Source organism: Plantibacter cousiniae (nom. nud.) (genome assembly GCF_977070315.1).
On record NZ_CDRVEU010000001.1, the window covers coordinates 301,336 to 316,884 of the forward strand.

Here is a 15,549-nt window from a genome sequence, read left to right on the forward strand (position 1 = left end):
GTGGCAATATTTTGTTTTATCTACAACTACAAGCCTGAAAGGCACTCCCAGTTGATCGAGATCAGGGTTTTGCTCCCTGACAGTCACTGCTCGAAAACCGGAGCCGTCTTTACGGGTGACCTTAGACGTTAGCCTGGAGTTCATCACATGCATCCCCGCGTCCTTGAAGTAACCGAGCGTCTCATCGCCCGCAGTCGCGATACCCGTCAGCGCTACCTTCAATTGATTCGCGGCGCAGCGAGCGATGGCCCGATGCGCGGCAAGCTCCAATGCGCCAACTTTGCCCACGGCGTCGCCGCCTGCGGACCGGAAGACAAGCAAAGCCTGCGTCTGATGAACGCCGCCAACGTGGCAATCGTCTCTTCCTACAACGAGATGCTCTCGGCGCATCAGCCCTACGAACACTTTCCAGCCCAGATCAAACAGGCATTACGTGACATTGGTTCGGTCGGTCAGTTTGCGGGCGGTGTACCGGCCATGTGCGATGGCGTCACCCAGGGCGAGCCGGGCATGGAACTGGCGATTGCCAGTCGTGAAGTGATTGCCATGTCCACGGCGATTGCCTTGTCACACAACATGTTCGACGCCGCCATGATGCTGGGCATCTGCGACAAGATCGTGCCGGGTCTGATGATGGGCGCATTGCGATTCGGTCATCTGCCGACCATTTTCGTGCCCGGCGGACCGATGGTTTCAGGCATCTCCAACAAGGAAAAAGCCGACGTACGGCAGCGTTATGCGGAAGGCAAGGCCACCCGCGAAGAGCTGCTCGACTCGGAAATGAAGTCGTATCACGGTCCGGGAACCTGCACCTTCTACGGCACCGCCAATACCAACCAGTTGCTGATGGAAGTCATGGGCATGCACCTTCCTGGTGCTTCGTTCGTCAATCCCTACACGCCATTGCGTGATGCGCTGACCGCAGAGGCGGCCCGCCAGGTGACGCGTCTGACCAAGCAGAGTGGCAGCTTCATGCCGATCGGCGAAATCGTCGACGAGCGCTCGCTGGTCAATTCCATCGTTGCGCTGCACGCGACAGGTGGCTCGACCAACCATACGCTGCACATGCCGGCCATTGCTCAGGCTGCTGGCATTCAACTGACCTGGCAGGACATGGCCGATCTGTCTGAAGTGGTGCCAACCCTGAGTCACGTCTACCCCAACGGCAAAGCCGATATCAACCACTTCCAGGCGGCAGGCGGCATGTCGTTCCTGATCCGCGAGCTGCTGGCTGCCGGTCTGCTGCACGAAAACGTCAATACCGTGGCCGGTTATGGACTCAGCCGTTACACCAAGGAGCCGTTCCTGGAGGACGGCAAACTCGTCTGGCGTGAAGGGCCGCTCGAAAGCCTCGATGAAAATATCCTGCGCCCGGTGGCCCGTCCGTTCTCGCCGGAAGGTGGGCTGCGGGTCATGGAAGGCAACCTGGGGCGCGGCGTGATGAAAGTGTCCGCGGTGGCTCCGGAGCATCAGATCGTCGAAGCACCGGCCAAGGTGTTCCAGGATCAGAAAGAGCTGGCCGACGCTTTCAAGGCCGGCGAGCTGGAGTGCGATTTCGTCGCCGTGATGCGCTTCCAGGGCCCGCGTTGCAACGGCATGCCCGAGCTGCACAAGATGACGCCGTTTCTGGGTGTCCTTCAGGATCGCGGGTTCAAGGTTGCGCTGGTCACCGATGGACGCATGTCCGGCGCTTCGGGCAAGATCCCGGCGGCGATTCATGTCTGCCCGGAGGCGTTCGATGGTGGCCCATTGGCGCTGGTACGCAATGGCGATGTGATTCGCGTGGATGGTGTAAAAGGCACGTTACAAGTGCTGGTCGAAGCGTCAGAATTGGCCGCCAGAGAACCGGCCATCAACCAGATCGACAACAGTGTCGGCTGCGGTCGCGAGCTTTTTGGATTCATGCGCATGGCCTTCAGCTCCGCAGAGCAAGGCGCCAGCGCCTTTACCTCTAGTCTGGAGACGCTTAAGTGAAGTTGGCCCTGGTCGGTGATATAGGCGGTACCAATGCACGTTTTGCCATTTGGGAAGACGACACGCTGCATTCTGTCCGGGTATTCCCGACCATTGACTACGCGGGCCCGGAGAAGGCCATCGAAGTCTATCTGCAGGACCTGGAGCTGCAGCGCGGCGATATCGGTCATGTGTGCCTGGCGGTGGCCGGGCCTGTCGATGGCGATTTTTTCCAGTTCACCAACAGCCACTGGCAATTGAGCCGCAAGGCGTTCTGCGCCGACCTGCAGGTCGATGAACTGCTGCTGATCAACGATTTCACCGCCATGGCGCTGGGCATGACCCGGCTCAAGGATGATGAATACCTGACGGTCTGCCACGGTGTCGGCAAGCCTGATCGGCCGCGCGTGGTGGTGGGGCCGGGGACCGGGCTGGGCGTCGGTACGCTGATCAAACTCGAAGGCAGTCGCTGGATGGCGTTGCCGGGCGAGGGCGGTCATGCCGACCTGCCCATCGGCACCGCGCGTGAGGCGCTGCTGTGGACGCGGCTGATGGCCGAGCATGAACATGTCAGCGCCGAAGTCGTGCTCAGCGGTGCGGGCTTGCTGTTGCTGTATCAGGTCAGCTGCGCGCTGGACGACATCGAACCGGTGCTTAAATCGCCTGCGGCGATCACTACCGCTGCGCTCTCGGGCGACCCGGTAGCTGCGGCAGTGCTGGAACAATTCTGCGTGTTTCTCGGCAGAGTGGTCGGCAACCATGTGCTGGCCCTGGGCAGCCTCGGCGGGGTTTATATCGTCGGCGGCGTGGTGCCGCGCTTCACTGAGTTCTTCATTAACAGCGGGTTCAAGCGCGCCATGGCCGAGAAGGGCGTCATGAGCGACTATTTCAATGGCCTGCCGGTGTGGCTGGTCACGGCCGAATACCCGGGCCTCATGGGTTCAGGCGTGGCCCTGCAGCAGGCGTTTGGTGCGCAGATCTGAGCGATATGGCATAACAACAAAAATTAACAGCCAGACAAGGACGCTTCAACTTGAGCTCAGTCAGTAAATCGATCCTGTTGGTGGATGACGATCAGGAAATTCGCGAGTTGCTGGACACCTACCTGAGCCGCGCCGGTTTTCAGGTGCGCACAGTGGGCGATGGCGCGGATTTTCGTCGAGCGTTCAATGACGAACCAAGCGATCTGCTGATCCTGGACGTCATGCTGCCCGATGAAGACGGTTTCAGTCTGTGTCGCTGGATCCGCCAGCACCCGCGTCAGCCGCATGTGCCGATCATCATGTTGACCGCCAGCTCGGACGAAGCCGACCGGGTCATCGGTCTGGAACTGGGGGCCGATGATTACCTTGGCAAGCCGTTCAGCCCGCGCGAGCTTCAGGCCCGCATCAAGGCGCTGTTGCGACGTGCCCAGTTCGGTCAGGAGCGTCCGGGTGGCGACGTGATCCTGTTTGATGAGTGGCGACTCGATATGGTCAGCCACCGGCTGTTTCACAATGACGGCGAAGAGGTGATTCTGTCCGGCGCCGACTTCGCACTGCTCAAACTGTTTCTCGACAACCCCCAGCAGATTCTCGACCGCGACACCATCGGCAATGCCACACGTGGGCGTGAGTTGATGCCGCTGGAGCGCATCGTCGACATGGCGGTCAGTCGCCTGCGTCAGCGTCTGCGCGACACCGGCAAGTCACCGCGTCTGATCCGCACTATTCGCGGCAGTGGTTACCTGCTGGCCGCAAACGTCAACTCGCAAGCGGGCAACGGCTATTAAACCGACAGGGGCAGGCACGAAGAGAACCGGCCTGCCGCTGCCGCGCTCGTTGCTGGGGCGCATGTTGCTGCTGACCTTGCTGGCAGTTTTTTTGGCGCAGGCGCTGTCCAGCGTGATCTGGCTGTCACAGTTGCGTGCCACGCAGATGGAAGGCCTGGTGACCAGTGCGCGCAGTCTGGCGTACTCGATGGCGGCCAGTGTCAGCTACTTTCGCTCATTGCCGCTGGCTTACCGGCCCATGGTGCTCGACCAGTTACGCAGTATGGGTGGCACACGGTTCGTGGTGTCACTCAACGATCACCCGCTGGACATGCAGATCATGCAGCCCACCCCTCGCAAGCAGGCGGTGCTGGACGTGGTGGGCGAGGTGCTGCGCCAGCGACTGGGCAATGGTCCGGACATCACCGTATGGTTCGCGCGGCCCGAAGAACTGCGGATCTTCAACAGCGGCCTGAAGCTCGACGAGCTGCCGCGTTCGTGGGCGCATTACGCGCTGACACTCGAGCCGGTGAACCCGCCGGTGCTGGTCACGCAAATCGAAATGGCGCCGGGCGAGTGGTTCTACATTGCCTCGCTGCTGCCCGAACCCTACACCTCGCTGGAGGAGCAGGAGCTGCCTCTTCAGCAGGTCTCGTTCATTGTCCTGACCAGCGCATTTCTGCTGTTGTTCATCGGCTTGCTGGTGCACTGGCAGAGCCGCCCGCTCAAGCGTCTGGCGCGGGCCGCACGGGACATGTCGCTGGGCGCGGACGTCGAACCTGTGGTCGAGGGCGGCGGCAGCGAAGTCATCGAGGTCAGCCGGGCGTTCAATGCCATGCGCACACGGATCAGTCGCTACCTGACCGAGCGGGGGCAGTTGTTCAGTGCCATTTCCCATGATTTGCGTACGCCCATCACCCGTTTGCGCTTGCGGGTCGAGCTGCTCGAGGATGAGCAACTGCAACGCAAATTCAGTCGTGATCTGGATGAACTGGAGCTGCTGGTCAAAGGCGCGCTGCAGTGCGTCAAGGACACTGATATTCATGAAAACATCGAGCCGGTAGACCTCAACGCGCTGCTTGAATGTCTGGTCGAACCCTGGCTGCTTGCTGACGGCAATGGGCGGGTCACGCAGCAGGGTGAGGCTCAGGCTGTCTATTCAGGCAAACCGCTGGCGCTCAAGCGCTGCATCGGCAACCTGATCGATAACGCGCTCAAATACGGTGATCGCGCGCATCTGAAAGTCGAGGACGATGCCCAGGCGTTCGTACTGCATGTTGATGACGAAGGTCCTGGCGTTCCCGAGCAGCGTCTCGAACACGTTTTCGAACCGCATTTCCGTCTGGCAGGCAATCAGCAGCAGGGCTACGGTCTCGGCCTGGGTATCGCTCGCAACATTGCCCACAGTCATGGCGGCGAAGTCAGCCTGCAGAACCTGCGTGACGGAGGGTTGCGGGTAACGTTGTACCTGCCGAGAACTGTGGAATGACGCGCTGCACAGTGGCTTTTGGCTAGCGATTGCACCGGGATTTCAATTGTCACCATCCTGTGACAATCACGCGTCCCTTCGTTACTGTCGGCGCGTCAGGCTTGGTTAGACTCCCACGAAGCGCAAGCACCAGACTTGCTCATGCATAACAACAAGAAAGGTCAATTCGATGAATTCCATGTCACGTCTCGCTGTTGTCATCTCTCTCGCTTCGTTGTTCCCTCTGAGCGCTAACGCCGCTGAATCCAAAGGCACCGTAGAAGTCGTGCACTGGTGGACGTCGGGTGGCGAAAAGGCTGCAGTCGATGTTCTGAAAGCTCAGGTTGAAAAGGACGGCTTTACCTGGAAGGACGGCGCCGTTGCAGGCGGCGGCGGCTCCACGGCCATGACCGTGCTCAAGAGCCGTGCGGTTGCCGGAAATCCTCCCGGTGTGGCCCAGATCAAAGGCCCGGATATTCAGGAATGGGCCTCTACCGGCCTGCTCGATACCGATGCGCTGAAAGAGGTCGCCAAGTCCGAGAAGTGGGACTCCCTGCTGGACAAGAAAGTCTCCGACACCGTGAAGTACGACGGTGATTACGTAGCAGTACCGGTGAACATTCACCGCGTCAACTGGCTGTGGATCAACCCTGAAGTCTTCAAGAAAGCCGGTATCGACAAGGCGCCTACAACGCTCGAAGAGTTTTACGCGGCAGGCGACAAGCTGAAAAAAGCCGGCTTCATCCCACTTGCCCACGGTGGCCAGCCTTGGCAGGACAGCACCGTCTTTGAAGCTGTCGTGCTCTCGGTGATGGGGGCTGATGGCTACAAGAAAGCTCTGGTCGATCTGGACAACGGCGCGTTGACCGGCCCAGAAATGGTCAAGTCGCTCACCGAACTCAAGAAAGTCGCGACCTACATGGATGCCGATGGCAAGGGCCAGGACTGGAACCTGGAAGCTGGCAAGGTTATCAATGGCAAGGCCGGCATGCAGATCATGGGCGACTGGGCCAAGAGTGAATGGACCGCAGCCAAAAAGGTCGCAGGCAAGGATTACCAGTGCGTAGCCTTCCCGGGCACCGAAAAAGCCTTTACCTACAACATCGACTCGCTGGCGGTGTTCAAGCAGAAAGACAAGGGCACGACTGCCGCACAGCAGGATCTGGCCAAGGTCGCCATGGGCGAGGACTTCCAGAAGGTCTTCAGCATCAACAAGGGTTCGATCCCGGTTCGTGAAGACATGCTGTCCGACATGAGCAAATACGGTTTCGACTCGTGTGCGCAAACCGCTGCGAAGGACTTCCTGGCTGATTCGAAAAACGGTGGTCTGCAGCCAAGCATGGCGCACAACATGGCAACTACGCTGGCAGTGCAGGGCGCGTTCTTCGATGTGGTGACCAACTACATCAATGACCCGAAAGCTGATCCGGCCGAAACAGCCAAAAAGCTGGGCGCTGCGATCAAGTCTGCCAAGTAATTCGTTCTGAACCGCCTTTAACCGTCGTCCGCAGTGTTGAAATCCCTGGTTGATTTCACCTGCGGCTGCGGCCTGGATTCGATACACCGCATGGGATACTCCCGATGAGCTCTGTCGCTGCGAACAGCAAAGCCTCGCCAATGGATGCGCTGCAACGCTGGCTACCAAAACTGGTGCTGGCCCCCAGCATGTTCATCGTGCTGGTGGGTTTCTATGGCTATATCCTCTGGACATTCGCACTGTCGTTCACCAACTCGACGTTCCTGCCTTCCTATAAATGGGTCGGTCTGGCGCAATACGCGCGTCTCATGGACAACGATCGCTGGTGGGTGGCAAGCAAGAACCTTGCGGTCTTTGGCGGGATGTTCATTGCAATCAGCCTGGTGATCGGGGTCCTGCTGGCCGTCCTGCTGGACCAGCGGATTCGTCGCGAGGGCATGATTCGTACTATCTACCTGTACCCGATGGCGCTGTCGATGATCGTCACCGGTACTGCCTGGAAGTGGTTGCTCAACCCAGGCCTGGGCCTGGACAAGATGTTGCGCGACTGGGGCTGGGAAGGTTTCCGTTTCGACTGGCTGATTGACCAGGACCGCGTGGTGTACTGCCTGGTCATCGCCGCGGTATGGCAGTCCTCCGGCTTCGTCATGGCGTTGTTTCTGGCAGGTCTGCGTGGCGTCGATCAGTCGATCATTCGCGCGGCCCAGATGGATGGCGCGAGTTTGCCGATGATCTACTGGCGCGTCGTGCTGCCAAGCCTGCGTCCGGTGTTCTTCAGTGCCGTGATGATTCTCGCGCACATTGCGATCAAGAGTTTCGACCTGGTAGCCGCGATGACCGCCGGTGGCCCCGGTTACTCATCCGACTTGCCGGCGATGTTCATGTATTCGTTCACCTTTAGCCGCGGCCAGATGGGCATGGGTTCTGCCAGTGCGATTCTGATGCTCGGCGCGATCCTGGCGATTCTGGTGCCGTATCTGTATTCCGAGCTGAGGACCAAACGCCATGACTAGTCATGTTGGCAAACCGGGCATCAGCTTCAGTCGTGTTCTGATTTACGCCGTGCTGATGCTGGCCTGTCTGATTTATTTGGTGCCGTTGGTGGTGATGCTGTTCACCAGCTTCAAGACACCCGAAGACATCGGCACCGGCAACCTGTTGAGCTGGCCGAGCGTAGTGACTGCAATCGGCTGGATAAAAGCCTGGGACCTGGTCGATGGTTATTTCTGGAACTCGATAAAAATCACTGTTCCGGCCGTGATCATCTCCACCGCAATCGGCGCGCTCAATGGCTATGTGCTGTCGATGTGGCGCTTCAAGGGCTCGCAGCTGTTCTTCGGTCTGTTGCTGTTCGGTTGCTTTCTGCCGTTTCAGACCGTCCTGCTGCCGGCATCCTTCACACTGGGCAAGATGGGGCTGGCCAACACGACCACCGGGCTGGTGTTTGTTCACGTGGTCTACGGACTGGCATTTACCACGCTATTCTTCCGTAACTACTACGTCAGCATTCCCGATGCGCTGGTCAAGGCTGCACGGTTGGATGGTGCCGGTTTCTTCACCATCTTCGGGCGCATCATTCTACCGATGTCCACGCCTATCGTGATGGTTTGCCTGATCTGGCAGTTCACCCAGATCTGGAACGATTTCCTGTTCGGCGTTGTGTTCTCCAGCGGCGATTCTCAGCCGATCACTGTGGCTCTGAACAATCTGGTCAACACCAGCACAGGTGCCAAGGAATACAACGTTGACATGGCGGCGGCGATGATTGCCGGCCTGCCGACACTGCTGGTCTACGTACTGGCTGGCAAGTATTTCCTGCGTGGGCTTACGGCCGGCGCGGTCAAGGGGTAATCATGGCGACTCTCGAATTACGCAACGTCAACAAGACCTACGGCAGCAATCTGCCGGACACCCTCAAGAACATCGACCTGTCGATCAAGGATGGCGAGTTCCTGATTCTGGTCGGTCCATCGGGCTGTGGTAAATCCACGCTGATGAACTGCATTGCCGGTCTGGAAAGCATCAGTGGCGGTGAGATCCTGATCGACGGCCAGGACGTCAGCGGCACCAGCCCCAAGGACCGCGACATTGCCATGGTCTTTCAGTCCTACGCCCTGTATCCGACCATGAGCGTGCGTGAAAACATCGCGTTCGGGCTGAAGATCCGCAAGATGCCGCAAGCCGACATCGACGCTGAAGTGGCGCGCGTTGCCAAACTGTTGCAGATTGAGCACTTGCTCAATCGTAAGCCGGGCCAGATGTCCGGTGGTCAGCAGCAGCGTGTCGCGATGGGCCGTGCCTTGGCGCGTCGACCGAAGATCTACCTGTTCGACGAGCCACTCTCCAACCTCGACGCCAAGTTGCGCGTCGAGATGCGCACCGAAATGAAGTTGATGCATCAACGCCTCAAAACCACCACTGTTTATGTGACCCACGATCAGATCGAGGCCATGACGCTGGGTGACAAGGTGGCGGTGATGAAGGACGGTATCGTCCAGCAGTTCGGCACGCCCAAGCAGATCTATACCGATCCGGCCAACCTGTTCGTCGCCAGTTTCATCGGTTCGCCGCCGATGAACTTTATCCCGCTGCGCCTGCAACGCAAGGATGGCCAGTTGATCGCTGCGCTCGACAGTGGTCAGGCCCGTTGCGAGCTGCCGGTGGGCGTGTCCGATGCAGGCCTTGAAGATCGAGAAATCATTCTTGGTATTCGCCCCGAACAGATTATGCTGGCCGGCGCTGAATCGACCGGGCTGCCGACCATTCGTGCCGAGGTCCAGGTGACCGAGCCGACCGGTCCGGATACGCTGGTGTTCGTCACGCTCAACCAGAGCAAGGTTTGCTGTCGCCTCGCCCCGGACGTCGCACCGCAGGTGGGCGAGAGCCTTACCCTGCAATTCGATCCTGCCAGGGTGCTGATTTTCGATGCCCAGAGCGGCGAGCGTCTCGGGGTGCTGGGAGCGCGACTGGCGGCTGAACGGGAAAACAATGTGTCACCGGTCGAGCCGCAAGTGATAAATTGATTCAGCAACGAGCATCGCTGGCTGGCCGTCTGCTGCCAAAACGCACGGCCGACCAGCGAACACAGGGCAGTGAATGAAGTAACGCGTCTACCAAAGCTAATAACAATAAAACGAGGATTGATGGGATGAAGAAGATCAACAAAGGTAAATCGCTTTCCCGGCTCCAGTTGGTATGCAAGCTGTCGGCGTTGGGTGCGATGGGTCTGGCAGGCAGCGTTCACGCCGCCGAGCCGTTTGCCGCAGATTCACCCTGGATGACGGGTGACTGGGGTGGCAAGCGCACCGAGTTGCTGGACAAGGGTTATGACTTCTCGCTGGAATACGTTTCCGAGATGGCCAGCAACCTCAAGGGCGGCTACAACGACGACACCACCGGCCGTTACAGCGACCAGTTCGCGCTGGGCATGAAAGTCGATTTGCAGAAAGTTCTCGGCTGGCAGGACGCAGAGTTCAAGCTGGCAATCACCGAACGTAGCGGTCGCAACATCTCCAATGACCGTATCGGCGATCCTCGCGCCGGTACACTCAGCTCCTCCCAGGAAGTCTGGGGCCGTGGTCAGACCTGGCGTCTGACGCAGATGTGGATCAAGCAGAAGTACTTCGACGGCGCGCTGGACGTCAAGGCCGGCCGTTTCGGTCCGGGCGAAGACTTCAACAGCTTCCCGTGCGACTTCCAGAACCTGTCATTCTGCGGCTCGCAGGTCGGTAACTACGTAAGCACCTGGTACAACTGGCCAATCAGCCAATGGGCGTTGCGCATCAAGTACAACATCACGCCTGAAGTCTATGCCCAGGTGGGTGTGTACGAGCAGAACCCGTCCAACCTGGAAACAGGCAACGGCTTCAAGCTCAGTGGCAGTGGCACCGAAGGCATGATTCTGCCGGTCGAACTGGTCTGGACTCCATCCTTCAACTCGTTGCCCGGTGAGTACCGTGTCGGTTACTACAAGAGCACGCCAAACGCCAACGACGTCTATGAAGACGTGAATGGTCAGCCGCAAGCGCTGACTGGCGCAGCGTTCAAATCGCACAGCAGCAAGCATGGCTGGTGGGTCGTGGCTCAGCAACAACTGACCACGCATGACGGCGATGCTTCGCGCGGCCTCAGCATTTTTGCCAACGCCACCGTGCATGACAAGGCGACCAACTTCGTCGACAACTACCAGCAGATCGGTTTCACGTACAAAGGTCCGTTCAACTCGCGTCCGAAAGATGACATCGGTATCGGTATTGCCCGTATCCACGTCAACGACGATGTGCAGGATCGCGTGCGTCTGGCCAACCAGATCAGCGGTATCAATGACTATGACAACCCTGGCTACCTGCCGGTCCAGAGCACTGAGTACAACTCTGAAATCTACTACGGCTTCCATGTCACCAACTGGCTGACCGTGCGTCCCAACCTGCAGTACATCAAGCATCCTGGTGGCGTAGATCAGGTTGACGATGCGCTGGTAGCGGGCATCAAGATCCAGTCGAAGTTCTGATTATTGACTGACGCGTAACGCGATCAAGGGTCGTGTGTGCTTTGCGGGCAGCCTGGCTGCCCGTTTTTTTTGGCTTGATCCTTTTATTTTTCAGGGACGCGATTGGCGATGACCACTCACGACGCGCAACTGCCTGAACATCCATTGCAGCGCTTCTTCCGATCCCGACGTGCCAGACCGACTTTCGAGTGGGAGCGCCATCAACTGCGCGATGTGTTGGTCATCGACCACCCGCAATGTCAGGCCGTGTTCAGTCGTCAGGGCGCGCAACTGCTGCATTTTCAGCCGCAGGGCCAGAAACCCTGGCTCTGGTGTGCCGCTCAGTGGCCACAGGTGGGCGCCATTCGTGGAGGCGTGCCAGTCTGCTGGCCTTGGTATGGCCGGCATCCCGGCGAGAGCGGCTGGCCGGCACACGGCTGGGGGCGTTTGCTGGACTGGAAGCTGATCGACAGCAGTGAGTGCGAAGAAGGCGTGAGCCTGCACTGGCGCTTGCAACTGTGGGACTGGCAGGTCGATCTGCATGCTGAACTGGGGCAGGGCATGGAACTGCGTCTGAGCACGCGTCACGAGGACAGCGAGCCGTGTCACTTCAGCCATGCGCTGCACGCGTACTGGCGGATCGGTGATGTGGCTGAAGTCGCGCTGGAGGGGCTCGACGGTGCACAGGGCTATGACGAACTCAGCCGACAGGCGTGTCAGCAACACGGCGAACTGCGCGTGGCAGGCGCCTGCCAGCGCGTATTCGAACACGCCGGCGCCCTACAGCTCCAGGACCCGATCTGGCAGCGCAGGCTTAACATCGACACCGGCGACAGCACCAACACCGTCGTCTGGCACCCCGGCAGCAGACCGCTTCTCGGCGTATGCGGCAGCGAAACCACAGGCTTCGTCCGTGTCGAAGCCGCCTCAGGCTCCGGCGACACCTTCAGCCTGCGGCCCGGAGAGCAGGTGCAGCTCAAACTGCAAGCCAGCCTGGCAGGGTGAGTTGCGTCGTCTTCACTCGCGCTCAGCAAGGATCCACCTGAGGATCACAGAACCGCTGTGTGACGCAGAGCGTCACGAAAGGCATTCCTACGCGGAGCGTTGGAACGATAGTCAACGACACCCAGTCAGCCCTGATCCTCGATCGGATAACGGCTGTCATTCAGGCTTTCCTTGATCTTGCGCAAATGCGGCTGAAAGTCGACACCGCGACGCAGCGTCATACCCGTGGCCAACACATCGAGCACAGTCAACTGAATGATCCGCGACGTCATCGGCATATAAATATCCGTGTCTTCCGGCAGAGGAATATTCAGACTCACCGTACTGGCCTGAGCCAGCGGCGAACCGGCTGCAGTCAGCCCCAGCACCGACGCGCCATTGGCCCGCGCGATACGCGCCACTTCCACCAACTCACGAGTACGGCCCGTATACGAAATGATCACGAACAACTCGCCGGTATGCGCCACTGACGCAATCATCCGCTGCATCAGCACATCGGCATGCGCCGTCACCGCCAGATTGAAGCGGAAGAATTTATGCTGCGCATCCAGAGCCACCGGCGCCGAAGCACCCAGCCCGAAAAAATGGATCTGCCGCGCCTGGATGAGCATGTCCACAGACTTGCTGATCAAGGCCGGGTCCAACTGCTGGCAGGCGCTGTCCAGTGACGCTATGGCACTGCCGAAAATCTTCTGGGTATAGGCCTCCGGATTATCATCCGCTTCCACCGCACGGCTGACATAAGCCGCGCCGCTGGCCAGGCTCTGGGCCAGTTGCAGCTTCAATTCCGGATAGCCGCTGACACTGAACGAACGGCAGAAGCGATTGACCGTCGGCTCGCTGACCTTGGCGGCCTGGGCAAGCGCTGCAATGCTCAGCCGCGTTGCCATCTGCGGATTGAGCAGGATGACCTCGGCCACTTTGCGTTCGGCCTTGTTCAGCTCGTCAAGTCGGCCCTGGATTTGCTCCAGGAGGTTTCTTACGCGGTCCATTCAAAGTCCTTGTCGGGGCTGATTTACCAACGGTTTTGCCTTGGGCTTTTATTAGCCCTTTAGCCTGTAGCAAAGGTGGCCTATCGTACTGAGGGCCTGTGTTGATCACCACTGGAATATGCTTTCAGGCAGAATGTTGTGGTTATTACTACATATGGCCTTGAGTAACGCCTTTAAAAAAGGTATTTGTAGCCTAACTTGATAAAAGAACCAACATTATGCCCTTGATTACGGTTGAACCGTGCACATTTGCCCTGTTTGGTGCCTTGGGGGACCTGGCGGTACGCAAGCTGTTCCCGGCTCTTTATCAGCTTGATCGCGCTGGACTGCTGCATGAAGACACAAAAATTCTTGCCCTGGCGCGTGAACCGGGTGACGAAGAGTCGCATCTGGCGTACATCGAAAAATCCATGCGTCGCTTCATTCCCGAGACGGAACTGGAGCCGGACAACCTGGGCCGCTTTCTGGCGCGCCTCAGCTACCTGCATGTCGACTTCCTCAAGGCCGAGGATTACGTCGCACTCGCCGAGCGCGTCGGCAATGCCGAAACCCTGATCGCCTATTTCGCCACACCTGCCTCGGTCTACGGTGCCATCTGCGAGAACCTTGCGTCGGTCAACCTCGCTGAGCGCACGCGTGCCGTGCTGGAAAAACCCATCGGTCACGACCTGGCCTCTTCGCGCCGGGTCAATGACGCTGTTGCGCAGTTTTTCCCAGAAAACCGCGTTTATCGTATCGACCACTATCTGGGCAAGGACACGGTACAGAACCTCATCGCTCTGCGCTTCGCCAACAGCCTGTTCGAAACCCAGTGGAACCAGAACCATATTTCGCACGTGGAGATCACGGTGGCCGAGAAGGTCGGCATCGAGGGCCGTTGGGGCTACTTCGATCAGGCTGGCCAGCTGCGTGACATGATCCAGAACCACCTGCTGCAGCTGCTCTGCCTGATTGCCATGGACCCGCCAAGCGACCTGTCCGCCGACAGTATCCGGGACGAGAAGGTCAAGGTGCTCAAGGCACTGGCCCCGTTTACCCCTGAGCGTCTGGCCACCCAGGTGGTGCGCGGCCAGTACACCTCCGGCTACAGCGAAGGCAAGGCGGTGCCTGGCTATCTGGAGGAAGAAAACTCCAATACCCAGAGCGATACCGAAACCTTCGTCGCGTTGCGTGCCGATATCCGCAACTGGCGCTGGTCGGGTACGCCGTTCTATCTGCGCACCGGCAAACGCATGCCGCAGAAGCTGTCGCAGATCGTGATCCATTTCAAAGAACCGCCGCACTACATCTTCGCGCCTGAACAGCGTTTGCAGATCAGCAACCGCCTGATCATCCGCCTGCAGCCTGACGAAGGCATTTCCTTGCAGGTGATGACCAAGGATCAGGGCCTGGACAAGGGCATGCAGCTGCGCAGCGGTCCCTTGCAACTGAATTTTTCCGACACCTACCGCAGCGCTCGTGTCCCCGACGCTTATGAGCGGTTGTTGCTGGAAGTCATGCGTGGCAATCAGAACCTGTTTGTCCGCAAAGATGAGATCGAGTACGCCTGGCAATGGTGTGATCAGTTGATCGCTGGCTGGAAGAAGGCGGGCGATGCGCCCAAGCCTTACCCGGCCGGAACCTGGGGGCCGATGAGCTCCATTGCCCTGATTACTCGCGACGGGAGATCCTGGTATGGCGACATGTGACCTCAATCTGCCAGCAGGGCTGGTAGCACACGATTTCGACACAGCGCAGCAACTGGCCGATGCACTGGCTGAAACTGTCGCCGAACGCCTCAAGCAGGCGATCAGCGAGAACGGTCTGGCGACGCTGGTGGTGTCCGGTGGACGCAGCCCGGTCGCCTTCTTCCAGCGTCTGGCGGCACAGCCGCTGGAGTGGTCGAAGGTCGTCATCAGTCTGGCGGACGAGCGCTTCGTGCCGACCGAACATGCCGACAGCAATGCCGGCCTGTTGCACCGCCACTTGTTGCAGGGGCCTGTGGCGAAGGCGAAGTTTCTCGGCCTGTACAGCGTGGCGAGCAGTGTCGAGGAAGCCGCTCAGGCTGCCGATCAGGCACTGGCCGAGCTGCCACCCATTGATGTACTGATTCTGGGCATGGGCGACGATGGGCATACCGCGTCGCTGTTCCCCAACAGCCCGAATCTGAGCGAAGCCCTTGACCTGCAAGGTGAGCGCCGCTGCCTGCCCATGCTCGCACCGAGCGTGCCGCACCAGCGCCTGACCCTGACCCGCCGCCTGCTGGCGTCGGCGCGTTCACCGATTCTGTCGGTGTCCGGTCAGGCCAAACTCGACACTCTGCGCACCGCGCTGGCAGGCGACGACCTCGCCGAGATGCCGGTGCGTGCCTTTCTCAACCCGTCTATCGAGATTTACTGGTGCCCATAAGCCCCGATAAGCCCCACAAACAAAGGA

The 15,549-nt window shown here is 59.3% G+C and carries 13 protein-coding genes; 12 read left to right on the top strand and 1 reads right to left on the bottom strand.

Going from position 1 to position 15,549, the window contains the following annotated elements; translation table 11 throughout:
* The first annotated feature begins 147 nt into the window (after nt 1-147).
* The 10 genes from edd to ACW55A_RS01415 all read left to right on the top strand — a co-directional run bounded on the left by edd (nt 148) and on the right by ACW55A_RS01415 (nt 12,142).
* Nucleotides 148-1,974 carry a phosphogluconate dehydratase gene (edd, locus tag ACW55A_RS01370; RefSeq protein ID WP_003365314.1) on the top strand — a complete coding sequence of 609 codons (1,827 nt, stop codon included), beginning with the start codon at nt 148-150 and terminating at the stop codon, nt 1,972-1,974.
* A complete protein-coding gene (locus ACW55A_RS01375) occupies nt 1,971-2,936 on the top strand; it encodes a glucokinase (protein ID WP_010431705.1) in 966 nt (321 codons plus the stop codon). The genes edd and ACW55A_RS01375 overlap by 4 nt, the downstream gene beginning before the upstream one ends.
* 50 nt (nt 2,937-2,986) lie before the next feature.
* Nucleotides 2,987-3,724, top strand: a complete 738-nt coding sequence (locus ACW55A_RS01380; protein WP_003365308.1) for a response regulator — start codon at nt 2,987-2,989, stop codon at nt 3,722-3,724.
* Nucleotides 3,725-3,785: 61 nt separating this feature from the next.
* Nucleotides 3,786-5,192 carry an ATP-binding protein gene (locus ACW55A_RS01385; protein WP_072365782.1) on the top strand — a complete coding sequence of 469 codons (1,407 nt, stop codon included), beginning with the start codon at nt 3,786-3,788 and terminating at the stop codon, nt 5,190-5,192.
* A 169-nt stretch (nt 5,193-5,361) separates the two neighbouring features.
* Entirely contained in the window at nt 5,362-6,648 is a 1,287-nt protein-coding gene (locus tag ACW55A_RS01390) for an ABC transporter substrate-binding protein (protein ID WP_058397459.1), read from the top strand.
* A gap of 104 nt (nt 6,649-6,752) precedes the next feature.
* A complete protein-coding gene (locus ACW55A_RS01395; RefSeq protein WP_003314048.1) occupies nt 6,753-7,661 on the top strand; it encodes a carbohydrate ABC transporter permease in 909 nt (302 codons plus the stop codon).
* A complete protein-coding gene (locus ACW55A_RS01400; RefSeq protein WP_003433593.1) occupies nt 7,654-8,499 on the top strand; it encodes a carbohydrate ABC transporter permease in 846 nt (281 codons plus the stop codon). The genes ACW55A_RS01395 and ACW55A_RS01400 overlap by 8 nt, the downstream gene beginning before the upstream one ends.
* Before the next feature lie 2 nt (nt 8,500-8,501).
* On the top strand, nt 8,502-9,671 hold the full coding sequence (locus ACW55A_RS01405) for an ABC transporter ATP-binding protein (RefSeq protein ID WP_058397458.1): 1,170 nt from the start codon (nt 8,502-8,504) through the stop codon (nt 9,669-9,671).
* A gap of 125 nt (nt 9,672-9,796) precedes the next feature.
* Complete coding sequence (locus ACW55A_RS01410) at nt 9,797-11,158, top strand: carbohydrate porin (RefSeq protein ID WP_003408960.1); 1,362 nt, start codon at nt 9,797-9,799, stop codon at nt 11,156-11,158.
* Nucleotides 11,159-11,266: 108 nt separating this feature from the next.
* Nucleotides 11,267-12,142 carry a D-hexose-6-phosphate mutarotase gene (locus ACW55A_RS01415; protein WP_003433591.1) on the top strand — a complete coding sequence of 292 codons (876 nt, stop codon included), beginning with the start codon at nt 11,267-11,269 and terminating at the stop codon, nt 12,140-12,142.
* A 125-nt stretch (nt 12,143-12,267) separates the two neighbouring features.
* On the opposite strand, the gene ACW55A_RS01420 is transcribed toward ACW55A_RS01415, so the two are convergent.
* The gene (locus ACW55A_RS01420; RefSeq protein WP_002552324.1) at nt 12,268-13,134 is read right to left on the bottom strand and encodes a MurR/RpiR family transcriptional regulator; all 867 of its coding nucleotides are present in this window, start codon (nt 13,132-13,134) and stop codon (nt 12,268-12,270) included.
* Between the two features lie 218 nt (nt 13,135-13,352).
* Between ACW55A_RS01420 and zwf the strand changes: the two genes are divergently transcribed.
* Together zwf and pgl are read left to right on the top strand one after the other, a co-directional pair.
* Nucleotides 13,353-14,822 carry a glucose-6-phosphate dehydrogenase gene (gene zwf, locus ACW55A_RS01425; protein WP_003408964.1) on the top strand — a complete coding sequence of 490 codons (1,470 nt, stop codon included), beginning with the start codon at nt 13,353-13,355 and terminating at the stop codon, nt 14,820-14,822.
* Complete coding sequence (gene pgl / locus ACW55A_RS01430) at nt 14,809-15,522, top strand: 6-phosphogluconolactonase (RefSeq protein WP_455807864.1); 714 nt, start codon at nt 14,809-14,811, stop codon at nt 15,520-15,522. Before zwf ends, pgl begins: the two co-directional genes overlap by 14 nt.
* Nucleotides 15,523-15,549: the final 27 nt, after the last annotated feature.

Coding starts and splice junctions, on each gene's coding strand:
- ACW55A_RS01410 (WP_003408960.1), top strand. CDS start 9,797: ATGAAGAAGATCAACAAAGGTAAATCGCTTTCCCGGCTCCAGTTGGTA.
- ACW55A_RS01405 (WP_058397458.1), top strand. CDS start 8,502: ATGGCGACTCTCGAATTACGCAACGTCAACAAGACCTACGGCAGCAAT.
- ACW55A_RS01420 (WP_002552324.1), bottom strand. CDS start 13,134: ATGGACCGCGTAAGAAACCTCCTGGAGCAAATCCAGGGCCGACTTGAC.
- zwf (WP_003408964.1), top strand. CDS start 13,353: ATGCCCTTGATTACGGTTGAACCGTGCACATTTGCCCTGTTTGGTGCC.
- edd (WP_003365314.1), top strand. CDS start 148: ATGCATCCCCGCGTCCTTGAAGTAACCGAGCGTCTCATCGCCCGCAGT.
- ACW55A_RS01385 (WP_072365782.1), top strand. CDS start 3,786: ATGTTGCTGCTGACCTTGCTGGCAGTTTTTTTGGCGCAGGCGCTGTCC.
- pgl (WP_455807864.1), top strand. CDS start 14,809: ATGGCGACATGTGACCTCAATCTGCCAGCAGGGCTGGTAGCACACGAT.
- ACW55A_RS01400 (WP_003433593.1), top strand. CDS start 7,654: ATGACTAGTCATGTTGGCAAACCGGGCATCAGCTTCAGTCGTGTTCTG.
- ACW55A_RS01390 (WP_058397459.1), top strand. CDS start 5,362: ATGAATTCCATGTCACGTCTCGCTGTTGTCATCTCTCTCGCTTCGTTG.
- ACW55A_RS01395 (WP_003314048.1), top strand. CDS start 6,753: ATGAGCTCTGTCGCTGCGAACAGCAAAGCCTCGCCAATGGATGCGCTG.
- ACW55A_RS01415 (WP_003433591.1), top strand. CDS start 11,267: ATGACCACTCACGACGCGCAACTGCCTGAACATCCATTGCAGCGCTTC.